This window comes from Kribbella sp. NBC_01484, from assembly GCF_036227145.1.
Classification (GTDB): Bacteria; Actinomycetota; Actinomycetes; order Propionibacteriales; family Kribbellaceae; genus Kribbella.
In genome coordinates this window covers 5,040,360-5,061,975 of record NZ_CP109437.1, presented here as the reverse complement: position 1 = coordinate 5,061,975, position 21,616 = coordinate 5,040,360, and the positions used below count along the sequence as shown (strand labels likewise).

Genomic DNA, 21,616 nt, shown 5'->3' with positions numbered 1-21,616 from the left:
CAGACTCGGGTGTCCGTGGTGGCTGAGCTGTTTCTGGCTGAGGTGAAGGAGGTTGGGAAGCAGGATGTCGGCCAAGACCGACTCGGATGGAAGAGCCAGCAGGTCGTGCCAGCTCCAGCGTCGCTGCACACCGGTCTCCGACGTGACCGTCAACTTTGTCCTTGGGGATCAGTGGAGTCACGCTCGCTGACAACACCGGGAAGTCGTCGGTGAGCTGCCGGCCAGGTGGGAGTCTGTGATCATCGGATCCGCTTCTGCCTTCGAACCCGCGGTTGATGACTGCCATCTGAACCTCCTCGCCGGCAGATCTTTCGTTCTGCCCCGGTCTGCTGCTCGGCCAACCTGAGGTCCCCCATCGATCGGGTCGGTCCGCAGAAATCGATCCAGTGCCGTCGAGACGTTGCTCATGCGATCTGCTGCTCCGGCAAGTAGCCGGCGTCGACCAACGCGGTCCGCAGCTTACGGCGGGCGTCGAACATCATCTTGTAGATCGCGTTGTGTGTCGCGCCGAGCTGATCAGCGAGGACATCGGTGGGCATCCCCTTCAGCACCATTGCGATAAAGACCATCCGTTGCTTTGCCGTCAGCTTCTCGTCCACGGCGCGATGCACGGCATCCATCAGATCCCGGCTTTCGGCATGCGACTCCGGCTCGATCCCCACTCGTGCGGGAAGGCGCTGCCAGTCCTCGTCGTCGAACGCAACATCAGCCCGCTGCCAGAAGTGCCGGCGGACCTTGGCGGCCACGTCGAAGATCACGAACTTGTACGCCCAGGTGGTGAACTTGCAATCACCGCGGAACGTCTCGACTTTGCCGCAGATCGCCAGCAGGGCGTCCGCGGCGGCCTGGTGTGCGATGTCGTCCAGCTCCGGGCCGACGAGTCGCAGCCTAGCCGCCCGCCGCCCGGCCTCTGCCCTCGCTGCCCGCTGGAGAAACTCGTACAAGCGTCGGCTCGCAAGCTCACGCCGATCTCCACCGCTGCTCAAGTCGCGAACCCAGGCACGGTTCTCCCGGGCCACCTCTGGAGAGACGACCCGCACCTGCGACAAGGACTCGGAACACTTGCTCTTCATGGATCTCCGCCGATCAACTCAACGCAGTGACCACCGGTCCGACACACCTGTGTCGACCGGTGAAACAGCAATATGGACGCCATCGTCCATTCGGGACTCCATCCAGCCAGCACCCAAGCGGCAACGTGTCAGGCGCGGACTCGTCGCCTCCTTCCGCGAAGATGCGTCATTCATCGCACAGAAGCTGAAGGAGCTAGGCACCGTCACGCTCAAGTCGGCCTGACTGCTAACACAGCATCGCTCCCCCGCGACCTCCAGAGACATCTCGACAGGTGGCCTATATCGTCCTGTTCCATCGTCCGAGCAGGTAAGGTCCGGCATCCGATGTGAGATCGCCTCGAGCTCGCATGCTCCGGTGTCCTGGTCGCGGTGGCATCGCGGTCGGTCGGTTTGGCTCGCCAGGGCGTCACGATCATCAGCCCCGGCAACGGCCGAGCCGACGCCCTCGGCATGAGCCCAGCCGACCCAGGAAGCAGCGCGCAGCGATCGGCACAGATCCTCACAATGCTGATCGACAGCGACACCACGGGCACCACTCGACAACCTCACGCAAAGGTCAGCCGCGGAGATCTCCGGGAACGGAATGATGCTGAGGAACAGCTTCTGCCACTCCAGCCAGCGCTGCCGGACCTGCCGGAACATGTTGCCCTGGATCGCGCCGTCCATGGCGCCGTGCACCTGGTTGCCCTTCTCCTCCTCCATCGGGAAGCACGACCGCATGATTTGCTTCAGCGGATCCTTCTTCCGCACCGTCTCGAACGTGTAGTCGGTGCCGAACCGGGCCGCCGCGGTGACGAAGGTCGGCTCCCACCACAGTTCGGTCATCTTGGCATGCGCATTGGTGAGACTCTGCCTGCTCATGGACTGCCTCCAGGGTCGGGAGCCTGCCGGGGGTGGAACGGCTCCGGAGGTGGGCGTTAGAGCGATGAAAGCGCAGCGACGACGGACTTGCGTCTCAACATGAGATACGGGTCACACCCTTGCGGATTTACCTTGGGTCATGTTCCGTTGACTCCAGGTCCCAGGGTTCATAACAGCAGCGTTGGGGACCGCGCCCCCCTTGCCACAGGGACCATCACCGAGCGGCGTAACGCCGCCTGGACCTTCCAGCCGATGTAGCTGATATCAAGCGGGAAGACAGCTTGTCCTGGAAGGGAGACGCGCTGTCTTCCCTCTACCTGTTACCGTCTCCGGCGCTTAGGCCACGACCGCAAAGAAAAGGTCGCTGTTAGCGGTGGACGCAGGCGACGCCGAGCCGCCTTCTCGGTGTCATTGGTACCTGCCGTCACCCTCGTGTCCTGCTCCACTGCGGTCACAGCTGGCCGACGCCCGCCGGCAGGTCCCGGCCATGGTAGGTGACTAGGTGCGCATTTCCGTCGGCCAGCCGGTAGGACAGGCGGCTCCAGCACGAGTACCGCCCGGATCAGATGTATTCGTCCGGGGTGATCTCGAAGAGCCTGATCTTACGGTAGATCGACGCCCGCGAGATCCCGAGCGACGTGGCCGCCACGTCCTTGCGACCCTCGCCGGCGCGCAGCGACCGCACGATGGCCCCGCGCTCGAGCCATTCCATCGGGGTAAGCCGGCGGCGCAGCCCGCGACCGAAGCGAGCCGGCAAGTCGGAAATGTCGAGCTTGTGGAGATCGGTGGCACGCAGCATCTCCGCTAGCAGGTCGTTGATCTCGGCCACGTTCCCCGGCCAGCGTTCGTGCTGGAGCCTGCTCATCAGCTGCTCGGTGACCGCCACGGAACGCGTTCCGGGCTGCCGGGCGAGCAGCACCGCGACGATCGCCGGGAGATCCTCGATCCGCTCCCGCAGCGGCGGTACTAGCACGGTCGGAACGCCAGTGGTGCCCAGTTCGGGCGTGATCGGGTCGCCCTCAGCGACACAGACGGTCAGCGCCAGCCAGCCGGCGTCGGTGACCGCTCGCACCTCACCGCACAGCCGGTCGAGCGCGTTGGCCGTCAGGCGCTCGCCGTGCTTGACCATGACCGGCGACCCCGCGCGGAGCGCTGCGCCGACGTCGGTGATCAACCGGTCGAGATCGTCCGGGCCAGCATTCCGGACCGCGTCACGAACGACGACCATCTTGCCCGCGGCATGCAGTTGCAGCGCCGCCTCCACCAAGGCGGCCTTGCCGACTCCGGGCTCGCCGATCACCGCGAGCGGATCGCGTTGCGCGCAATGCCGGCTCACTGTCCGGGCCGCATCCAGCACCGCCGGAGTGCTGGCGGCGAATCGGGGGAGCATGCCTGCCACCGGTCGCCTTCGGGCGGGCGGCCGGGGCGTCGTACCGGATGGGAAGGCCAGCGCGCCTACAAGCTCGTTGCCGCGGCGCACAGCGCGGAGCCGAAGCATCGTCTCCCTTCCGTCGGACATGGTCAGCGGTGTCTCCGCGGCGTCCGACCGCCCGAGGGCGTCCCGCACCATGGTCCACGTGTCACCGTGCTCGACCGCGCCGATCACCCGCGCCACCTCCGGCGTCGACATCCAGACGCTGTCGCTGATCGCGAGGACGGCGGATCCGGACCGCCGTGAGGCACCGAGGTACTCGTCCAGCAGCATCCGCTCGCCCTGTCCGCGGAGTGCGACCAGCCGCGCCTCGACCACGGCCACCGCCTGTCGCACCAGCGCCGCGAGGGCCGGGTTGGCGCACGCGGCCCAGGTGGTGATATCCAGCACGCCGACGAATCGGTGGCTGAACGGGTCACGGACCGGGGCGCCGAAACAGGCGAAGTCCTGCAGTGGCTCGGAGAAGTGCTCGTGTCCGCGAACCGCATACGCTCCCCGATCCTCGAGGGCGCTGCCGATGCCGTTGGTCCCGACATGGTGCTCGGCGTAGCTGAACCCTGGCGCAAGCAGGACCGAGTCGAGCCGGCGCTCGAAGTCACCGTCCCCAGAACGGCGGAGCAGCACCCGCCCGCGACTGTCGGCCAGGATCGCCGAGACGGGGCTGCCGGCCACGTCCTGGGCGACCCCGTCGACGACGGAGCTTGCCGCCCTGGCCAGACGTGAGGCGAGGTTGACGTTCTCGACGTACGAGGTGGTGAGCTCGTTGGCGTCGACGCCGTCGTCGCACGAGCGACGCCACGAGGCGAGGATCTCCGCGCTCGGCCCCTCGATCTCCTCGATCCGCCCACCGGTCAGTAGCCGCTCCCTGGCCCGGAGCAGCGTCGCGCCCCAGTCGTCGGTCATCACCGAGAACCTCACCGCCTCTCAAGGTGAGACGCGGAACACACTGCATGGCCACTTTACTCCCATGAAGACGCGATCTCGGCAGCTGCCGGCCGACAGAGAGGGCAACGATGACCGTCGATCTCACTCCCGCGACCTCGCTGTCCACCGTGGCCGGTTACGGGTTGGCGCCGAGCCGCGGGATCCTGAACAGCGCCGCCCACATCATGGCTGCCGGGCCTGCCTCGCACTCGACCGAGGCGCGCGACCAATTCAGCGGTCGCGCAGAGATCGGGGGTGACGTCCGAGGCGAGGAGCTCCGCACTGGGGTCGGCGCGCTCAGGGAGCCGGCCGTCATCAGCGGCGGCCACGGCAGCGAGCATTGTGTCGAGGTCCAGTGCACCGCCGACCACGCAGTCACGACCGTGGCCTCTCGTTGGGCGAACGGAATCTGGTGAACGACCACACCCACGAGCACGGCTACTACCGCCTGGACGGGACCTGCAGTTACTGTGCGGAAACGCACCCGGCCGAGCCCGCCATCCGAATGCAGGTCTTCGACCGCGAGACCGGCTCCTGGATCGTCGAGTCCGTCCTGAGCGAGGCGGCGTGATGCGCCATCCTCTACTCCACCGCGCGAGTCCTCGATCACCTCGCCGCCGAAACCGTCTAAGCCCTGTGAGACCTGCGCGCCAAGCCAACCACGACCACGACGCGCAGGGCAGTGAGTGCCCGCAATCAGCCGCCGCGACGCCGAATACCTGCATTGCGAGCCCCCTTGTTGGGCCGCCCGGCCGTGTTGGCGCTCACTGGAGCTAGCCCCTGCTAGGAGGCAGTAGGTCCACCTCCGGACACGGTCCCGGCTGACGGGCATCCGCCTCCTGGTTTGCGCTACTCAGGGTCGTGGTCGGCGGCTGCCCAGGGGCAGAAGCTGCTCGGCGATCTCGTCAACAAGAGCCGGTAGGTTGTAGGCTGGCCTAGTCGGTGAACTTCTCGTGCGCGGCCATCGCCGCGCCGACGATGCCGGCGTTGTTGAGCAGCTGAGCCGGCTTCACCGGGGTGGAGATCTCGAGCAACGGCACCCACTTGTCGGCGTGCTTGCTGACCCCACCGCCGACCACGAACAGGTCGGGGGTGAACAGGTTCTCCACGTGCCGAAGGTATCGCTGCACTCGCTTGGCCCACTGTTTGTACGACAGGCCCTCGTTGTCCTTCGCCGCCGAGGAGGCCTTCTCTTCCGCGTCGTAGCCGTCCAGCTCGAGGTGACCGAGCTCGGTGTTGGGCACGAGCTGGCCGTCGAGCAGCAGCGCGCTGCCGATACCGGTGCCGAAGGTGAGCAGGATGACCACGCCGTCGACGCCCTTGGCCGCGCCGAACCGGGCCTCGGCGATGCCGGCCGCGTCGGCGTCGTTGAGCACGGTCACGTCGCAGTGGGTGATGTCGGTGAAGAGCTTCTCGACGTCGGTCCCGATCCAGCTCTTGTCGACGTTCGCGGCGGTCTTGGCCACGCCGTTCTTGATCACGGCCGGGAACGTCGCACCCAGCTCACCGGTCCACTCGGCCTCCTTGACGAGCCGGGCCACGACCGCGGCGACGGGCTCCGGGGCGGACGGGTTGGGCGTCAGGTACTTCACCCGCTCCGCGGTCAGGTCGCCCGTCTCCAGATCGACGACGGCGCCCTTGATCCCGCTGCCGCCGATGTCGATCCCGAAAGCGGTCGACGTCCTCATCCTGGTCACCTGATCCTCTCCTCTCGCCGCCTGCAACCTACTGTCTAAACCTCGGTAGCCGGGAGCGGCTCCAGCAGCTCCGGCCCGTTGTTCTTCACGTTGTTCACGACCTTGGACACCGCGTACATGTCGAGGCTGCCGTCGACCGGCGGCGACATCAACGCCCGGAGCTGGTCGATGTCGTGGTTGCGCGGATCGAGCCACCCGCCCCACTGATCGGGGGCGATCACCATCGGCATACGGTCGTGGACGCGGCCGACGCTGTCGGTCGCGGTGGTGGTGAGGATCGTGGACGTCGGGACACCCCGGCCGGGTCGTCGTCGGGAAGCGACTTGTCGTACCAGACCTCGTACAGCCCGGCCAGCGCCAGCGTCGATCCGTCGGTCGGCCTGATTCTCTGCACCAAGTCAAGTTGTAGCCCGGGTCGTCGGGGCGTTGGTTGCCCCATCGCGACCGGCTCAGTTCACGCGGTCTCAGCCGCGGCGCGGGCAGTGGGCTGGCAGGTACGGACGTTGCCAGTCGCTGGAAGGTTGCGATGATCAGTCGACCTTGAAGACGAAGCTCTGGATGATAGGTGCGAGCGCCGTCACGCGTTGAGCGAGCTGGATGCCGCTGCCCGGACGAGCTGCAGGTCGGCGGCGTCGGTCGCAGTGGTGGTGATGGTTGTGTACGTCCGGGGTTGGAGCAGTGAGGCCAGTAGTTCGCAGCCTGCAGGCAGGAGCGCTCGCTGCACCGGAGCGGGATGACGGTTGTGCGGCAGACGTCCAACGTTTAGAAGCGGGTACAGCGGGAGTGGGGATCCAGCGCCTCCAGGTCTCTGGTGTTAAGCAGGCTGGGCTGATCTGTCCGATCGCGGAGCGGGTCAACCAGGTGCTGCAGGGACGACGCGATGGCCGAGTCGTTCGTCGCGACCCCTGAACTCCGACTTCAACTACCGCCGGGTGTGGCCCACAAAGAACAGGGGTCTGCTCGCCAACGCCGAGCTCACGGACCACGTTGCCCACCGGGCGGCCGGTGGTGATCACCAACTACACGGCCTCGTCCGTGTAACGAGTCGTGAACGCCCTCCGCTGCCTTCCCATGATGACCATCCTCTCCGTCTTGGTGTCCACCACCAACCGGGGGCAGGGCCGGCCAAAGGGAACCGCCGGTCGTCTCGGTCGAGGTCCTCGACGAGCCTGAACTGAGGGGCAGGCGTCGGGTCGTGGCAGCGAAGTCCGGCCGCAAGAAAGGACGCTTCACCGAGCGACGGATCATCCACGCGTGGCCATCGCGCCGAGCCCCAGCAGGGCCAGCAGGATCGCCAGCACTGACGAGGGCCGCGACGACTCCGTCGACCCGGCACCGCTCGGCCGGGTGCTCGCGGGGAGCGCGGAGACGGCAGGCATCGTCACACCTCCACCTCACGGTCAGGACGACGCTCCTCGGCCGGCCAGCCGAGACCGGTCGTGGCCGGCGCGTCGGGGGTGCTCGGCGTGGGCGCGACGCCACCGGGGTCCGCCGGGCCCTGGTCCAGCCGGAACGGCGGGTAGGTGTCGGTCATCAGGGCGACGTACGCGGTCACCAGGTAGACCCACCGGTTCAGGCCGACCAGCAGGTCGAACAACGGCGCCGGGTAGCGGCCGGTGAACAGCAACAGCAGTCCGGCAGCCAACGTCAGCGCGCTGATCAGACCGCCGACGGCGAACTGGAAGCCGTCCGCGTCACCGAACTGCCACGTGCCCGCGACCACGCCCAGCACGATCAGGTGCGGCAGCGCCAGCAGCCACGACTTGACCAGCACCAGCCCGCGCGAGAGCCGCTCGGGGTAGGCGATGTCGAGGTCGGCCGGGTAGTCGGTGTGGTCGAGGGTGAACGGCGGGTAGCGGTCGGTGCCGATCGCAGCCGTCGCGTAGAACTGCACCCGCCAGGTCCACCGCAGGATGCCGACGTTGAGGTCGAACAGGCCACGCGGGTAGCGGCCGGTGACCAGGATCGCGAAGAACGCCACCACGGTGAGCACCACGAAGACCAGCCACAGCAGCGCGAGCACGACGAAGTGCGGGATCGCCAGGAACCACTTGACCAGCCAGAGCCCACGGTTCATCTGCGGGTCCTTCGCGCCGACCAGGGTCACCGGGGTGTGTCGGGCCGGACGGCTTCCGGAGGCTGACCAGGCGCGGCCTGGCGGGGGACCCGCGGTCCCGGCGGCAGGGCGCCGTACATGACGAGCAGTGCGCCGCCGAGGATCAGGGCGCCGCCCAGCAGGCCGAGGCTCCATGCCAGAGGTGTGAGCCAGCCGAGGCGTCCGCCCGCGGACAGGTCGACCGCGACCCCCGGGGAGCCGTCGACGTTCATGACCACGGCGGTGTAGGTGCCGGGCTCGAGGTCCCAGGTCAGCGCCTGGGTGCCGGGGCCGCTGCTCTGCGCGGTCCAGAACCCCTGGTCCGTGGGAGCCGCGCTCAGGTCACCGCCGGTGCCACGCCGGGTCAGCGAGTAGTCGAACGGGTCGGTGCGCAGGTCGCTGATCTCGTCGTAGGACGCGCTACCCAGGTAGCCCGCGACGTCGGCGCTCGGTGCGATCCCGATGAAGACGGCCGATGCGTCCGCGGACCGGGCGCTCAGCCGCACGGTGGCGAGGTCACGGTCGGCCCACCAGTCCTCGGGGCCGGCCCCGCCAAGGTTCACGACCTCGCTGGAGAGGGCCACCGTCTCGGTGGTGAGCTGCTCGGTAGGGGTGCTGAAGAACCCGTCGTCGTCGCGCTGGGTGGACATAGCCCAGCCGAGGCCGAGGCATCCGAGCAGCATCGGAAAGCCCACGAGCGCCAGCAAGATGCCGATGACGAGGGGGACCGGGCGGTTCCTGCGTGAAGCGGTGCGGCCTGGTTCAGGTGGTGGGCCGTTGGTGGTCATGGTTGTGGTCTCCCTTCTCGTCGCCAGGCGACGTCATGGCCGCAGCCGCTAAGCCGATCCACCACGAAACGGCGCTGTACGGAACGCACAGAAGAGTTCCGGGCAGCGCCGCCCGTGTGTGACTACTTGACCTCGGAGTGGCGCAGGGACAGCAACCCGACAACGATGGGAATGACGATCCAGATCATCGTGGTCGAGCCGAGCATCGCCCACTCCTTGACAGTGTTCGTGGCGCCATCGAGGAGCGCCACCTGCGTGTAGTGCCAGTCGATCCACGGCTGCAGGTCCTCGAACCGCGAACGCACCTGAGCCAGGAGCGCGAGGATGCCCGGCATGACCAGTGAAGCGACGAAATAGCCCACGATCGCGGCCGCGGAGTTGCGCAGCACGACACCGAGGGCGAAACCGAAGGCCATGCCAACCAGGTTGTAGAGCACCATCTGGAGTGCCATGGACAACGAAATGTCCCACGCGGTGTCGACGCCTGCGAGCGCGGACCCGGCCACGTTGCCGAGGGCGCCGACCGCGAAGGCGACGGAGACGGCGCCGAGGCCCACCAGGAGGGTCGCGATCGCCTTGGCGCCGATCACGCGGCCGCGGCTCGGCACCAGCGTGAACGTGGTGAGCCCACTTCGCTGGCTCCACTCACCTGTGACGGCCAGGACCGCGATGATCGGCAAGATCACCGACATCGGGAACCCGCTCGCCCTCGCGAAGTTCTGGTAGGTGACGTCGCTGTTGACGCCGAGGACGAGGAGCGACCCGGCCGAGATTGGCGACAGGACGCCGATGCTGATGAGCATCCAGAATCCCGAGCGGGTGTTGAACATCTTGCGCAGTTCGACCTTGACGAGTCGGGTGGTGGGGATGGGGCGGGCGGTCCGTCGGGCCGGTGCGGCCTCGATGGTGTCGGGAGGGACGATCGTGGCGGTCATGCCGCAACTCCTTCGCGTTGGGTGTCGGCAGTGAGGGACAGGAACATGTCTTCGAGCCCGGTGCCCTCGGCGGACCGGAGCTCGGTGAGGGTGATGCCGGCGGTCAGGGCCACGGCCCCGACCCGAGCGGGGTCGGCGTCCGTGCGTACCGAGCCGTCCCCGGCGAGCGTGCTGGGGATCCCGGCCTGCTCGAGTGCGTGAGCGAGGTCGCGCGGTGACGTCGACCGGGCGAGCGTCCCGGCCGCGGCGAGGAGCTCTTCCTTGGTGCCGGACGCGACGATCTTTCCGTTGCCGATCACGACCAGGTCGTCGGCGATGACCTCGATCTCGTGCAGCAGATGCGAGGACAGCAGCACGGTGCCGCCCTGGCTGGCGAAGCCCGTCAGCAGGTCGCGCATCCACCGGATCCCGGCAGGGTCGAGCCCGTTGGCGGGCTCGTCGAGGATCAGCACCTTCGGATCTCCGAGGAGTGCGGTGGCGATACCGAGCCGCTGGCGCATGCCGAGGGAGTAGTTGCGCACCCGGCGCTTGGCCTCCGAAGGTGTCAGGCCGACGAGCTCGAGCATCTGGTCGACGCGGCGGCGGGGCAGGCCGATGGTGTCTGCGGCGGTCGTGAGGATCTCGCGTCCGGTGCGGCCAGCGTGCTGAGCCGAGGCGTCCAGGAGGACGCCCACCTCGAGGCCGGGGTTGGGCAGGTCGGCGAACCGGACGCCGTCGATGGTCGCGGTGCCGGACGTCGGGACGGTCAGACCCACCATCACGCGCATCGTGGTGGACTTGCCGGCGCCGTTCGGACCGAGGAAGCCGGTCACGCGACCGGACTGGGCAGTGAAGGAGACGTTGTCGACGGCGGTGAAGCCGGCGTACCGCCGGGTCAGTGACTCAACAGTGATCATGTGACCACCCTCGCCGCGTCGCGGCGTGCGCACATCGGCGTCGAGGCCGGACCCTCCTCGGCCGTCGGGAGGAGCGGCGTCTCGTTCTTTCGGTCGGTCCCCGAGGCCTCGGCGGTCCCTAGGCTGGGCGGGTGATCACCAACGCCCTGCGCTCGCTGTGGGCCGAGCCCCGCGCCACCGACGTTCCCGAACGGGTGTCGCGCGACTGGGTGCTGGTCGGGGTGTTGATGGTGACGGCGCTGCTCGAGGGAGTCCTCCGGGACGACGTCGCCTGGCGGCCGTTCGCGACGATCGTGGCGGTCGGGCTCGCGCCGGTGCTGCTCTGGCGGCGTACCCACCCGTTGGTCTGCGTCGTGGTCGGCTTCGGCACCGGCATGGCGTTGGGACTGGCGAGCCAGCTGGCCGGGATCCCGGGTGTGGCCCTCAACACGATGATCTACATCCTGGTGCTCGTTTACGCGCTGGTCCGCTGGGGTTCAGGGCGTCAGATCGTGATCGGGCTGGCGGTGGTGCTGGTCGCTGCGGTATTCAGCATTGCGACCGACTACACCGGGCCGGCCGAGCTCTTCGGCGGGTCCGGCATCCTGGCGGCGGCGGCCGCGGGCGGAGCGGCGTTCCGCTACCGCGCCGAGAGTTGGCGCCGGGCGTTGGACCAGATCCGCAGCCAGGAGCGGGTCGGCCTCGCGCGCGAGCTGCACGACATGGTCGCCCACCACGTCTCGGCGATCGCGGTGCAGGCGCAGGCGGGCCGGGCGATGGCCGGGCAGCGACCTGAGGCGGCACTCGAGGCGCTGGCGGTCATCGAAGGGGAAGCGTCGCGGACGCTGGCGGAGATGCGGGCGATGGTCCGGGTGCTGCGCGACGGAGCGCCGGCGGAGTACACCCCCCAGCCCGGCGTTGCCGACCTGGTGTCCCTCGCCCGCCGCGACCCGGTCCCGGTCGTCGACGTGGAGGTGCCGGGTGACCTGGACGAACTTCCGCTCCAGGTCGACGCGGCGGTCTACCGGCTGGCGCAAGAGGCGCTGACCAACGCGCTGCGGCACGCCCGCAACGCCTCGCGTGTGGAGATCCGGGTCGTCGAGGGTGGAGGAAGGCTGCGGCTACGCGTGACCGACGACGGACAGATCGACCCGGTGCGGCCGGCGAGCCACGGCTTCGGGCTGCTGGGGATGACCGAGCGCGTGCAGCTGCTCGGCGGCACGCTGCGTGCCGGGCCGGCGCCTGGGGGCGGGTGGGCGGTCGACGCCGAGCTGCCGACGAAGGTACGCCGATGACGGTGCGCGTGCTGGTGGCCGACGACCAGGATCTGGTGCGTACCGGCCTGTCCATGATCCTTGACGCGCAGCCCGGCATCGAGGTCGTCGGCCAGGCCGCCGACGGCCACGCCGCTGTCGAGCTGGCGCGTCGGCTCCGCCCCGACGTGTGCCTGGTCGACATTCGGATGCCCGGGCTCGACGGCATCGAGGTGACCGAGCTCCTCGCAGGGCGGGGCGTCCCGGACCCGATGGCGGTGGTGGTGATCACGACCTTCGACCTGGACGAGTACGTCCACGGCGCGCTCCGGGCCGGCGCCCGAGGCTTTCTACTCAAGGACGCCGGGCCGGAGCTGCTCGTCCAGGCCGTGCATGCCGCCGCCGTCGGCGATGCCCTGATCGCGCCGAACATCACCCGGCGGCTGCTGTCCACCCTGGCCGCCAGGGAACCGTCGAAACGACGTACCCAACCGATCGAGCCGCTCACCGACCGCGAGGAGGAGGTGCTGGCGCTGGTCGCCCGTGGCCGCACGAACGCCGAGATAGCCGCCGATCTCTTCATCGGCTTGACGACCGCCAAGACCCACGTCGCCAGCCTGCTGGCCAAGATCGGCGCCCGGAACAGGGTCGAGATCGCGATGTGGGCCTACGACACCGGCCGGGTGGGGGACTGAAGCCGACGTCCAAGGACTCGGAGAAGCCGTTCCGCCAAGCAAGCAGGATTCGATGAACGCGGTCTCGTCAAGGAGATGCGGCGCCAGCCGCGCATCGCGTGTGCGGTGAGCTGGGTGCCGTTGTCCATCCCGATATTCGCCAGTCAACGCCCGGTTTCCGTGATCAGTTCCTCCAACACCACGCGGGTGTCGTCGGGGATCTGTTGGTCGGCAGCCGACATGAGGCTGGCCGCGTAGTGAGTCTTTCCGCGTATGACTGTCAAGCTCGGGCCGCCGCGCTCGACGCACTTGTCCCATTCGTCCCGCGAGCGGGATCCCCTTGCGTGAGTCCGCGTAGTCGGAGCGAGTGGAGGCCTGCACGTGCCTTTCGGAAGATCCGCGCTTACTCAACTCGAAGAACCTCGACCGCAACGGGAGTAGTCCTCGTCCTGGCCACCATCGCGGCACTCGGCGCAGCTGCGCTCGACCCGACCCTCACCGGAACGGGCTACCTGATCGCAGTCGTCGAACCATCCCAACCGACTCGCCGTCTCAGCGCTCCTCTACCTCGTGGCGGCAGGCACAAGCGTCGGCATCGCCATCGCGCTCTACCCACTACTCAGAAAGCTCAACGCTGGCCTGGCACTGGGAGCAGTTGTGTTCAGAGCCATCGAAGCGGTTCTTTTCACGACCGCCGTCGTGAGTCTGCTGTCTCTCATGCCCCTCGCTCAACACTTTGCGGCGGGCCCAGGCGACAGTCTTGCGCCGATCCAGGCAATTGCGGACTCACTCCTCAGCATCCGCGACCATGCCACTCTGGCAGCGGTCTTTGCCTTCAACGTGGGCGCTCTGAGCTACTACGCGTTGTTCTACCGATCAAGACTCGTTCCCCGGTGGCTCTCGGGCTGGGGCATGGCAGGCGTGGTTCTGCTCATGACTGCCTGCCTGCTGGCGTTGTTCAGCGACAATCCGGTCACCGGCTACACGCTCGTTATCCTGCCCATCGCTCTCCACGAGATGGCCTTGGCTGTCTGGCTCTTGGTCAAAGGCTTCGGTCCGGCATCCCATCCATCAAGTAGCGCTCGGGAAGAGTCCACCGCGAGGGGCCAGCTGTTACCGCCAACTGCACGTCCGAAACCCGCCAGCACCGCTTCCCCTACCTCTGTGATGATGTGGTCATGAATCTGCGCGCCAGCATCTTCGGACCCGCCAGCACCAAAACTCAGGCGGCAGTCGGCGCGGTCGTCGCGTTCGCCCTCGCGCTACTCATCGGGTTCGGCTTGGAGCAAGGCGCCGACTCTGCGGTCTTCACAGCCTTGCTGGTCGGCCTAGCAGTCCTCATGATCGACCTGAAGCGGAGCCGCACGGCCCGCCGCTGAGTGCGGCGCAGGGGTACGACGACGCGCTATCAGACTCGGTACACGCACGTCCATGTCACGCTTCCCGATGGCGTTCACGTCGCGGAGCAGGTGAAGGTCGTGACGGACCCATGGTCCGATTTGAGCGTCATGCTCGACGCGTAATCGGGTCGCGGCAACCTTTGCTAACGCATGCTCAGCCGCGATCCGGTCGCTCGGGCCCATACCGCCGCGTATGACTGTCAAGCGCTGGCCGCCCTGCGCTCGATGCTCTGGTCCATTCCGTCCCGCATGCGGATCCCAAACGCGACACGTGATCGGCATGCCGCTAAGGTCACTGCCTGCCCGTTCAGTTGATGCCGAGCGTGACCCCTACAGATACGACGTGGTCAAGCTGTATCGGCCGGCCGCCGGCGAACCCGATGCCTACCCGCGGCTGGCGGCGGCGCTGACCCGCCCGATCCGGTGGGACGTGATCGGCGAGCAGTACGACCAGATGATCAGTACGCCACCGCGATCCGCTCCGGCATCGCCTCGACCGAGGCGATCCTGCGCCGCTTCACCAAGGCCAACTCCATCCATCCCACCTACCAGGCGATGATCGAGCTCGGCCGCGCCCAGAAGACCCTCTTCGTCGCCCGCTACCCGCGCGACCGGGACCTGCAGCGCGAGATCAACGAAGGCCTCAACGTGGTCGAGTCCTGGAACGGCGGCAACTCGGTCATCTTCTTCGGCAAAGGCAGCGACATCGCCTCCAACCGTCGCGAAGAACAGGAACTGTCGGTGCTGTGCCTGCGGGTGCTGCAGTCAGCACTGGTGTACGTCAACACCCTGATGGTGCAAGACGTCCTGGCCGACGACAAGTGGGCCGAGAAGATGACCGATGTCGATCACCGCTGCCTCACCCCGCTGTTCTGGACCCACGTCGCCCCCTACGGCGAGGTGCGGCTGAACATGACCCGCAGGCTCCCTCTGCGCCAGCAGACGTGAGCCTGAGGTCACTGCCCCTGGCCTTCTCCGTACTGACTGGGCTCCTGCTCCACCGCCTCCTGCCTACCGCGCGGCCCTCGGCTCCATCCCGGCGGAATCACGTATCGCGGCGAAGGCAGGGCCCCGAACATGCTGCACCGGTCTTGTCGCGCACCGAGGGCTGCGGCGTCTCGGCGGCCGGTACGGGCGGTACGCCGAGGACGGTTGGAAAGCGCTGCTCATGCTGGTCGTCCTGGCCGTGAGCTACCTCGCCTCGCGCCGCCTGGTCATCACCGTGCTCATCGGAGCGTTGACCGTCGCGGTCGTGTCGTGGGTGTTGTCCCCGAACCTGGCAGATGCCCGCAACGGAGACGCGACGGTCCTGGCCCATTTGGACCACCAAGCCGGCCTGGGCATGCTCGCCGGCTACCACAGCGTCGCGGTCGCCGAGGTCGACCTGAACGCGGCCCAGCCGGTGCAGCTGGCCGGGATCGGCGCCGACGAGACCACCTCGATGGAGGTCGGGTCGATGATCAAGGCGATGACGGGGCTGGTCATCGCAGACGCCGTACGCCGCGGAGAGATCCGGATGGACGCGGCCGTCTCCACCTATCTTCCCCAGCTAGCGGGCTCGCTCGCCGGCACCGCCACGATGCACGAGCTCGTCACTCACACCTCTGGGTACGCCGAGTTCGGTGCCGCAACCGTGCGCCGCGCTGTCTGGAAAGCGCCGCTGGGCCACAACTTCTTGACCGCCGACGGCGCGCAGCTGACCAAGGAAGCCACGAACCAGACCCTGAGCGGACGCGGCCACTACGCGTACTCCACGCTGGGTTCGGCCATCGCCGGCCAAGCCGTCGCCGCAGCAGCCCACATGAGGTACGCGGACCTGATGCGCACCCGTCTCGGGGGCTCTGGCTCTGTATCTGGACGATCTGTTCCCTTACTGGGCTCAGCTGGGCCGCAAGCCAGGCATCCCAAGCTCGACCGTGCGGCGTGTGAGCTTGTCGGCACCGGCCTGCTTCTCGCGCAGCAGCCGCAGGGTCAGATCGATGCCTTCGATCTCACCGAGCCAGCCTTCGTCGACGGCGCGGCGGCGCCGCACCATGAGATCGTCCTCGAGCTCTTGCAGTCTGGGCAGCATGCGCGGGTCGACGTGCAGCATCGGGCATCGCACGCAGGCGTGCTCGTGCTGGCATGGTGTCCCGTAGGGGCGCGCGCAGGAGCCGAGTTCGACCTTGCGCTTGTCGAAGTGCTCCTCGAAGTCAGTCCATTCCCGGGGCGTCACGTAGATGTACTCGTCGGCTGGCCGCAGCTCGCGGCGCCGGGCCAGGAAATCCTGGTAGTGCTGGACCATGTCCTCCTCGAACACCGCGACGTAGCCCTGAGTGGTCTGCAGGTCGAGGTGCCCGAGCAGCTTCGCGCCGATGTGGATCGGGAGGCCGTTGTTGACCAGCTCGGTGGCAAACAGCCGCCGAAAGTTGTGCGGGGTGAAGGTCACGCCGACGAAGGCTCGATGAGTAGCGGCGAGGTCGGCGCAGGCCCGCTGCAGCATCTCCCGCACGGTCGCCGCTCCCATCACGCCGTCTCCGCTGATGCTGCGCTGGAACAGGAACGGCATCGGCGGCGACCACACCCGCTCGTATGGGTCGTAGCGGCGGACCAGCCGGATTGGTCGGCCACCGGCGGTCAGACGCAAGATGACGGCGGCGAGGACGTGCAGCAGCTCGGCCGACATTGGCACCACCCGCTCGCGGTCGGTCTTCGACGGCGCGATCACCAGCAGCCCGATCAGCTCGCCGCCTGGGCGTTCGAACTGGCGGATGCTCAGCTGGGTGAGTTCCAGCAGTTCCTCGATCCGGACCCCGGTGTGGCGCATTGTCTCCACGCACGCCCACAGCCAGAACGCCGGGTCCTCTTCCAGCGTGAGGCTCGTGATCCGCCCGGTGGCCTCGTCGACTACCCGGACAGTGGGCTGGCCGGCGGCGACCAGTTGCTGGTCGTAGCTGGTACCGGTGCGCCGGTACCGCCGCCCGCGATGGGTGAACGCCTGCCCGAGCGCCGTGCGACCAGCTAGGTCGAGCAGCTCACCGAGTTCGGTACGGCGCTGCTCGAGGTGGTCGACGAGGATCGGCAGCAGCGGTTTGCGGACCCTGATCCGGTCAGTGATCTTCTCGTTGACCCGCCGCTTGCGGGCCCGCTCCCCGCGCACGTCCACAGGTGAGATGGGACAGGGTACGACCCAGTGCGCCCAGCGTTCGGGCTCCTCGATCGCCCAGCTCTGCAGGTCCAGGTAGAAGCTGCGTACCAGGCTGAGCACATCTTCGGGGTGCCGGCGGACCCTGCCGTCGGCGCAGACGTTGAGCCCGGCGCGCCACTGCGCGTAGGTGTCTTGTCCCAGCCGCAGGTCCCGCTGCCCTGGGTTGATCTGCACTACGGCTTTCCAGAAGACCGCGGCCAGGTTGTAGGCCAGGCCGGTCAGCGTCGTGTAGTCGACCTCCGGCTGCCGCCTGCTCAGGTAGTCGACCAGCAGATCCCTGACACCCCGGTTGCGCAGCTCGTGGCGATCGACCAGCTCAGCCGCGCTGAGTGTGGCCCCGTTCAGGCAGGCCTGCAGCGAGTGCGGCGCACCGGGCGGAAAATGCCCCATCCCGTGCAGCACGTCCCACACCAGCCGCCCCCGATGGCGGCCCGGCGTACCGGCCTTCACGACCGCGGACCGGTAGCGGGCGGAGTCGATCGAGAAGTGCAACAACGCCTCCGGGGTCACGTCCCGCAGGGCAATTCGCTGACTGAGCAGCATACAGGCGACGTCATACAAGGCGGCCTTGCGCAGCGAGTAGCTCCGCCCAATCCTGTTGACCTCGGCAACGAAGCGGTCCAGCAGCGGATCGTTCTCCGCAACCTGCAGCGCGTGAGCCAGGTCAACTACCTTGTTGGACCGCAACGCCACCAGCGTCGGCTGGATCACTCGCAGACACACCAGGCTGCGAAAGCCTGATGCGATCCGCATCCGGCGCGTGCTCTTACCACCAGCAGCGCCACCTATGTCCGCGATCGGTCGTCCGCCGCCGTCGAACCCTCCGGACTTCCACCGGTCGGTCCAGGTGTCGCCGTCGTACTGCTCCAGGTGCTCAAGCAGCAGCCGTACTCCAACTCGTCGCATCGACTGCTGATCTGGATCGGTGTCCCACACCGTCCCGGCCATGCCAACCAGGTCGGCTGCACTCGCCCTGGACAGACACCGAACCGTCCCGGCGGTGACCCAGACGTCGACGCCGGAGCGGGCATGATGCCGCCAGGCAGCAACGCCGAGGGCTCCTGGAGCAAGTCGACCAGTGGCGGCCTAGGCACCGAACACCACCGCAGCGTCAGCCGGGTCGTACCCGGTGGCCAGCCGCTGCGCCGGGCGCTGCGCGGAGAAGTGTTGCTGCAGTTTGTCGAACAGGTCCTCCACACGGGTGGCGGTGTAGATGCCGGTGGTGTTGATGTCGGCATGCCGAAGGATCGCCCGCACCTCCGGCAACGTGATCGACGGATCCTGCGCCAAACGCGTCGCCGCGGTATGCCGCAGGTCGTGCAGGGTCCGGTTCGTCCCCAGCGCATCGTTCGCGCGCTGCAGCACCCGCCGCATCGCCCAGTACGTCACCGGCCGAGGATCACCCCGCCGAGTCCTCCACAACGGCTCACCCGGCGCCGGCGGACCAGCCTCGGCCAAGTACGACACGAGGTAGCGCAGCGCCTCCGGCGACACAGGCACCGCCTGCCGCAACCGGCTGCCCTTCGAAACCACAAAGATCACCTGCCGCGCCCAGTCGACCTCCTCCAAACCGATGCCAAGCAGCTCCGACGCACGTGCACCACTCGACACGTAGCAAGCCAGCAGGGCCCTGTCGCGATCGCAGCGCAACACGGCGAACAACTCGTCCCAGCAACGATCCGAGAGCGCCCGCGGCTCCAGCTTCGGAACCTTCTGCCGCAACGGCGCCCGCCGCCCCGTCCTCGGCGGCTCCATCGGGTTGCGGTGCGCCACCACCGCGCGCCGCTCCCGCGCCGCCGGCACCGGACTCACCACCGGTCCCCGTCCGTACTGAGCGTGGAAGCTGTAGAAGCGGCCGATCACGCTGAGGGTGTGGTTGATGGTCCGTGGGGCGTATCCAGCCGACAGGTAGGCCTTGCCCGTGCGGCCGTTGACGGCGCCAGGTCGACTGGACGACGACTCGGCGCGGCCGCGTTGCGGATTGCGCCCAGATCGCATCCACCCCACCAGGACCTGGACCTCATAGGCCGTGGCGCGATCCCACACCACGTCCAACAGCCACAGCACCCGGAACCAACGCAGAAGGTCGAAGCCGTAGCTCCGGCATGTCAAGACGCTCACGTCGCTCAGCGACAAGTCACGCAGAAACACGCTCGCCGGCTCGACCTCGCGACCGTCGCGGTCGAACACCACGTACGGCGGATGATTCAGATCAGTGGCGACGACCTCACCGATCCTGGGCGGATCGACTCGGCCCTCCACCAACAACCGTCCCCAGTCCGGCATCACACCAAGTCCCCTCGCTCACCGACCGCCCCGGCTGGGCGCGCTTGGTGCAGTTAACTGGTATCGCGAAGGGCTGCTTGAGCTTCTTGCCCGACTTGCCGACCTCGTCGGTCTCGGGCCACTCGTAGAAGGCGTCGACCGGGATCAGCGCCCGCCGCGACTTGAACGCCCGCCGGTAGGCCGGCTTCTCGTGGACGGTCTCCGCGCGGGCATTGATCAACTTCGCGCCGAGCTTGATGTCATTCGCCCAGAACGGTAAAAGGCCCCAGCGGAACGCCCGGAGCTCGCGCAACGGATCCGCAGCCTCGCCGGCGTCGTCAGGGATGCGGGCGATCACCACCGGGTTGTCCTTGGCCGGGGTGACGTTGAAGTCCTGGCCCCGCAGTGGTGGCCGGCGGAGCCTTCGCGGTCGTGGTCGCCGCAGGCCTGGCGTGGGTCAACGAACGGACCGACGCGAAGGTCGGCTGGCTCGCGGAGATTCTGCCGCTGGTCTCGATGTTCGTGCCGTCGCTGGCGGCCGCCATCGGCTGGGTCTTCCTGCTCGATCCTGAGATCGGACTGCTCAACAGGTCGCTGGCGGCCAGTCGGGCGAGGAACCCTTCAAGGACGTAGAGCTGAAGCAGCTCCTGGGTGGTCCGCCTTGTCCGCTGCGCCTGATTCTTGAGGTCGAGGTAGGCGTCCCCGGCTGGCGTTCCCCGTGAGATTCGGCTCAAAGAAGTATCTCCAGTGTCTGACGCAACGGCGTGATCGTGCGCGGAAACGCCTTCGCCACCCGCAACAGTTCCGACGGCTGACCTCCCCGGCGCAGCCAACGCTTCAGTGCGTCGTTGGCCAGATCGGCTCCGTCAAGGTGGCGCAGCCGATAGGCATCAACGATGCTCCGCTCGGCCGAAAAGATCCCGATACTACGGCCACCCCCGATATCCAGCCGTTCCCGACCGACAGAGAACGTGGCCGGATCGAAGCTCCGCCATCGAACCGGAGCTATCGTCTCCGGCATCCATGATCCACGTGGGACCGCAATGTCCAACTCGGCCGGAATATCGTCGATCAGATCATGCCTGGCCAGGGCCGAACGCAAGCAGATGGTGGCCTGCGGCGACTTGGCGGCGATCTCGATCAAGCCGTCGTCGCCCAACCAATCACTCTTTCGATACAGGCCACGCGACACGGCCGCGATCCGACCGTCCGCGAGCAGTCTGCGAAGCTGGCGCTCGCTGATCTGTTCCAATGCCTCGGAGTAGCGGAAGGTGTCAGGCAACTCATCCAACAGCTCGTCGATCGTCGGCATCACAGCAACACCTCCCACGCAGGAAAACCTAAACACCAACAACTCTAGTGTAGAGGAATCCCTACCAGCTCGCCGAACGCCCTCTGGCGGAATGCCCCGGCGCCTGCGAAGAGCCCATCGAAGCGCGATGAAGAACGCCGCACCGCCAACCTCGTCCCGGCGCCCAACTGGCCGCGCTCGCCGGCGCGCCACATCCTAGGTCTCAGGCGCGAACGGGTAGCTCGCAAACGCGCGGAGTGGAGCCAAGGTCCTCACGAAGGTGCGCATCGCGTCACGCTCCTTCCCTGCTCGCCCGTTCAGAACCGTCGAGCTCGGCCGCGCGGATGCGGTAGACCTGCATCGCAAGGCCGTAGTACTTGTCGGTCTCGCCGACCCACTCCATGCCCAGCCGCCGCGCGGTGGCGCAGGCGCGAACGTTCTGCGGCCGGGCGACCGCGTACAACTCGTCGATCGTGCCGGTGGCGAAGGCCCAACGCATCAACGCGTGGCTCGCCTCGGTCGCAAACCCGTTGCCCCAGGCCGCCGGTGCGAGCTGCCAGCCGATCTCGACGTCTTCCTCGAACGGCGGCAGCAGGCCGAGCCGCAGGCCGCCGATCACTTGACCGTCCGTCTTGCTGACGATCGCCCAGCGCCCGGCCGGCGGAACGAGGTTCTCGGCGGCCGCGATCCACGCACGGAGCAGCAGGCGCATGGTCGTCTTGTTCGGCACCCGGCCGAGCTCGGGCGCGAGCCACCGCGCCACTTCGGTGGATCCAAAGATCTCCAGGGCGGCCTCCGCGTCGGCTTCCGCCCAGTCCCGAATCGCGAGCCGCTCGCTTTCAGCGATCACTGCCATCTTTACCATC

Annotated in this window: 24 protein-coding genes and 1 pseudogene; 9 read left to right on the top strand and 16 right to left on the bottom strand. The window is 67.7% G+C overall.

The window, feature by feature from the left end:
* Positions 1 to 404: 404 nt before the first annotated feature.
* The 3 genes from OG555_RS24930 to OG555_RS24920 form a co-directional block, all read right to left on the bottom strand.
* A complete protein-coding gene (locus OG555_RS24930; RefSeq protein WP_329474961.1) occupies positions 405 to 944 on the bottom strand; it encodes an RNA polymerase sigma factor in 540 nt (179 codons plus the stop codon).
* 147 nt (positions 945 to 1,091) lie between these two features.
* The gene (locus OG555_RS24925) at positions 1,092 to 1,934 is read right to left on the bottom strand and encodes a hypothetical protein (protein ID WP_329474960.1); all 843 of its coding nucleotides are present in this window, start codon (positions 1,932 to 1,934) and stop codon (positions 1,092 to 1,094) included.
* 562 nt (positions 1,935 to 2,496) lie between these two features.
* Positions 2,497 to 4,269 (bottom strand): sigma-54-dependent Fis family transcriptional regulator, encoded by a 1,773-nt coding sequence (locus OG555_RS24920; RefSeq protein ID WP_329474959.1) that lies wholly within the window; start codon positions 4,267 to 4,269, stop codon positions 2,497 to 2,499.
* 110 nt (positions 4,270 to 4,379) lie between these two features.
* Between OG555_RS24920 and OG555_RS24915 the strand changes: the two genes are divergently transcribed.
* Both OG555_RS24915 and OG555_RS24910 read left to right on the top strand, forming a co-directional pair.
* Positions 4,380 to 4,706, top strand: a complete 327-nt coding sequence (locus tag OG555_RS24915; protein WP_329474958.1) for a hypothetical protein — start codon at positions 4,380 to 4,382, stop codon at positions 4,704 to 4,706.
* A complete protein-coding gene (locus tag OG555_RS24910) occupies positions 4,703 to 4,861 on the top strand; it encodes a hypothetical protein (protein WP_329474957.1) in 159 nt (52 codons plus the stop codon). Before OG555_RS24915 ends, OG555_RS24910 begins: the two co-directional genes overlap by 4 nt.
* A 364-nt stretch (positions 4,862 to 5,225) precedes the next feature.
* On the opposite strand, the gene ppgK is transcribed toward OG555_RS24910, so the two are convergent.
* The 8 genes from ppgK to OG555_RS24870 all read right to left on the bottom strand — a co-directional run bounded on the left by ppgK (position 5,226) and on the right by OG555_RS24870 (position 10,701).
* Positions 5,226 to 5,978, bottom strand: a complete 753-nt coding sequence (ppgK, locus tag OG555_RS24905; RefSeq protein WP_329474956.1) for a polyphosphate--glucose phosphotransferase — start codon at positions 5,976 to 5,978, stop codon at positions 5,226 to 5,228.
* Between the two features lie 44 nt (positions 5,979 to 6,022).
* The gene (locus OG555_RS24900) at positions 6,023 to 6,322 is read right to left on the bottom strand and encodes an SOS response-associated peptidase family protein (protein WP_329484866.1); all 300 of its coding nucleotides are present in this window, start codon (positions 6,320 to 6,322) and stop codon (positions 6,023 to 6,025) included.
* A gap of 242 nt (positions 6,323 to 6,564) precedes the next feature.
* On the bottom strand, positions 6,565 to 6,711 hold the full coding sequence (locus OG555_RS24895) for a hypothetical protein (RefSeq protein ID WP_329474955.1): 147 nt from the start codon (positions 6,709 to 6,711) through the stop codon (positions 6,565 to 6,567).
* A gap of 520 nt (positions 6,712 to 7,231) precedes the next feature.
* Positions 7,232 to 7,372 carry a hypothetical protein gene (locus tag OG555_RS24890; RefSeq protein ID WP_329474954.1) on the bottom strand — a complete coding sequence of 47 codons (141 nt, stop codon included), beginning with the start codon at positions 7,370 to 7,372 and terminating at the stop codon, positions 7,232 to 7,234.
* Complete coding sequence (locus tag OG555_RS24885) at positions 7,369 to 8,064, bottom strand: DUF4389 domain-containing protein (RefSeq protein ID WP_329474953.1); 696 nt, start codon at positions 8,062 to 8,064, stop codon at positions 7,369 to 7,371. Before OG555_RS24885 ends, OG555_RS24890 begins: the two co-directional genes overlap by 4 nt.
* 26 nt (positions 8,065 to 8,090) lie before the next feature.
* Positions 8,091 to 8,870, bottom strand: a complete 780-nt coding sequence (locus OG555_RS24880; protein WP_329474952.1) for a hypothetical protein — start codon at positions 8,868 to 8,870, stop codon at positions 8,091 to 8,093.
* A gap of 122 nt (positions 8,871 to 8,992) precedes the next feature.
* Positions 8,993 to 9,805: an ABC transporter permease subunit gene (locus tag OG555_RS24875; RefSeq protein WP_329474951.1), complete on the bottom strand. Its 813-nt coding sequence runs from the start codon at positions 9,803 to 9,805 to the stop codon at positions 8,993 to 8,995.
* The gene (locus tag OG555_RS24870; RefSeq protein ID WP_329474950.1) at positions 9,802 to 10,701 is read right to left on the bottom strand and encodes an ABC transporter ATP-binding protein; all 900 of its coding nucleotides are present in this window, start codon (positions 10,699 to 10,701) and stop codon (positions 9,802 to 9,804) included. The genes OG555_RS24875 and OG555_RS24870 overlap by 4 nt, the downstream gene beginning before the upstream one ends.
* Before the next feature lie 131 nt (positions 10,702 to 10,832).
* Here OG555_RS24870 and OG555_RS24865 point away from each other — a divergent pair, with 131 nt between their 5' ends.
* The 6 genes and pseudogenes from OG555_RS24865 to OG555_RS42945 all read left to right on the top strand — a co-directional run.
* Positions 10,833 to 11,975, top strand: a complete 1,143-nt coding sequence (locus OG555_RS24865) for a sensor histidine kinase (RefSeq protein ID WP_329474949.1) — start codon at positions 10,833 to 10,835, stop codon at positions 11,973 to 11,975.
* Positions 11,972 to 12,628, top strand: a complete 657-nt coding sequence (locus OG555_RS24860; protein ID WP_329474948.1) for a response regulator transcription factor — start codon at positions 11,972 to 11,974, stop codon at positions 12,626 to 12,628. The genes OG555_RS24865 and OG555_RS24860 overlap by 4 nt, the downstream gene beginning before the upstream one ends.
* A gap of 549 nt (positions 12,629 to 13,177) precedes the next feature.
* Positions 13,178 to 13,789, top strand: a complete 612-nt coding sequence (locus OG555_RS24855) for a DUF4386 domain-containing protein (protein ID WP_329474947.1) — start codon at positions 13,178 to 13,180, stop codon at positions 13,787 to 13,789.
* Complete coding sequence (locus OG555_RS24850; RefSeq protein WP_329474946.1) at positions 13,786 to 13,986, top strand: hypothetical protein; 201 nt, start codon at positions 13,786 to 13,788, stop codon at positions 13,984 to 13,986. Before OG555_RS24855 ends, OG555_RS24850 begins: the two co-directional genes overlap by 4 nt.
* Positions 13,987 to 14,430: 444 nt before the next feature.
* Positions 14,431 to 14,955 carry a Tn3 family transposase gene (locus OG555_RS24845; protein ID WP_329474945.1) on the top strand — a complete coding sequence of 175 codons (525 nt, stop codon included), beginning with the start codon at positions 14,431 to 14,433 and terminating at the stop codon, positions 14,953 to 14,955.
* A 220-nt stretch (positions 14,956 to 15,175) separates the two neighbouring features.
* Positions 15,176 to 15,781 (top strand): annotated as a pseudogene (locus tag OG555_RS42945) (serine hydrolase domain-containing protein); the annotation flags it as partial.
* Between the two features lie 105 nt (positions 15,782 to 15,886).
* On the opposite strand, the gene OG555_RS24835 reads toward OG555_RS42945, so the two are convergent.
* From OG555_RS24835 to OG555_RS24825, 3 genes are all read right to left on the bottom strand, one after another.
* Positions 15,887 to 18,100: a tyrosine-type recombinase/integrase gene (locus OG555_RS24835; protein WP_329474943.1), complete on the bottom strand. Its 2,214-nt coding sequence runs from the start codon at positions 18,098 to 18,100 to the stop codon at positions 15,887 to 15,889.
* A gap of 180 nt (positions 18,101 to 18,280) precedes the next feature.
* Positions 18,281 to 19,456, bottom strand: a complete 1,176-nt coding sequence (locus OG555_RS24830; protein ID WP_329474942.1) for a tyrosine-type recombinase/integrase — start codon at positions 19,454 to 19,456, stop codon at positions 18,281 to 18,283.
* Positions 19,422 to 19,820, bottom strand: coding sequence for an SOS response-associated peptidase family protein (locus tag OG555_RS24825; protein WP_329474941.1), 399 nt, complete (start codon positions 19,818 to 19,820; stop codon positions 19,422 to 19,424). Before OG555_RS24825 ends, OG555_RS24830 begins: the two co-directional genes overlap by 35 nt.
* Before the next feature lie 71 nt (positions 19,821 to 19,891).
* Here OG555_RS24825 and OG555_RS24820 point away from each other — a divergent pair, with 71 nt between their 5' ends.
* Positions 19,892 to 20,092 (top strand): hypothetical protein, encoded by a 201-nt coding sequence (locus OG555_RS24820; RefSeq protein ID WP_329474940.1) that lies wholly within the window; start codon positions 19,892 to 19,894, stop codon positions 20,090 to 20,092.
* 97 nt (positions 20,093 to 20,189) lie between these two features.
* Here OG555_RS24820 and OG555_RS24815 read toward each other — a convergent pair whose 3' ends face one another.
* Both OG555_RS24815 and OG555_RS24810 read right to left on the bottom strand, forming a co-directional pair.
* A complete protein-coding gene (locus tag OG555_RS24815; RefSeq protein WP_329474939.1) occupies positions 20,190 to 20,771 on the bottom strand; it encodes a type IV toxin-antitoxin system AbiEi family antitoxin domain-containing protein in 582 nt (193 codons plus the stop codon).
* A gap of 271 nt (positions 20,772 to 21,042) precedes the next feature.
* Positions 21,043 to 21,606 carry a GNAT family N-acetyltransferase gene (locus OG555_RS24810; RefSeq protein WP_329474938.1) on the bottom strand — a complete coding sequence of 188 codons (564 nt, stop codon included), beginning with the start codon at positions 21,604 to 21,606 and terminating at the stop codon, positions 21,043 to 21,045.
* Positions 21,607 to 21,616: the final 10 nt, after the last annotated feature.

What these genes read in the sequence shown, in the direction of transcription:
- OG555_RS24925 (WP_329474960.1), bottom strand. Translation starts at nt 1,934, where the DNA reads ATGAGCAGGCAGAGTCTCACCAATGCGCATGCCAAGATGACCGAACTG.
- OG555_RS24920 (WP_329474959.1), bottom strand. Translation starts at nt 4,269, where the DNA reads ATGACCGACGACTGGGGCGCGACGCTGCTCCGGGCCAGGGAGCGGCTA.
- OG555_RS24915 (WP_329474958.1), top strand. Translation starts at nt 4,380, where the DNA reads ATGACCGTCGATCTCACTCCCGCGACCTCGCTGTCCACCGTGGCCGGT.
- ppgK (WP_329474956.1), bottom strand. Translation starts at nt 5,978, where the DNA reads ATGAGGACGTCGACCGCTTTCGGGATCGACATCGGCGGCAGCGGGATC.
- OG555_RS24885 (WP_329474953.1), bottom strand. Translation starts at nt 8,064, where the DNA reads ATGAACCGTGGGCTCTGGCTGGTCAAGTGGTTCCTGGCGATCCCGCAC.
- OG555_RS24880 (WP_329474952.1), bottom strand. Translation starts at nt 8,870, where the DNA reads ATGACCACCAACGGCCCACCACCTGAACCAGGCCGCACCGCTTCACGC.
- OG555_RS24875 (WP_329474951.1), bottom strand. Translation starts at nt 9,805, where the DNA reads ATGACCGCCACGATCGTCCCTCCCGACACCATCGAGGCCGCACCGGCC.
- OG555_RS24870 (WP_329474950.1), bottom strand. Translation starts at nt 10,701, where the DNA reads ATGATCACTGTTGAGTCACTGACCCGGCGGTACGCCGGCTTCACCGCC.
- OG555_RS24860 (WP_329474948.1), top strand. Translation starts at nt 11,972, where the DNA reads ATGACGGTGCGCGTGCTGGTGGCCGACGACCAGGATCTGGTGCGTACC.
- OG555_RS24850 (WP_329474946.1), top strand. Translation starts at nt 13,786, where the DNA reads ATGAATCTGCGCGCCAGCATCTTCGGACCCGCCAGCACCAAAACTCAG.
- OG555_RS24835 (WP_329474943.1), bottom strand. Translation starts at nt 18,100, where the DNA reads ATGCGACGAGTTGGAGTACGGCTGCTGCTTGAGCACCTGGAGCAGTAC.
- OG555_RS24815 (WP_329474939.1), bottom strand. Translation starts at nt 20,771, where the DNA reads ATGCCGACGATCGACGAGCTGTTGGATGAGTTGCCTGACACCTTCCGC.
- OG555_RS24810 (WP_329474938.1), bottom strand. Translation starts at nt 21,606, where the DNA reads ATGGCAGTGATCGCTGAAAGCGAGCGGCTCGCGATTCGGGACTGGGCG.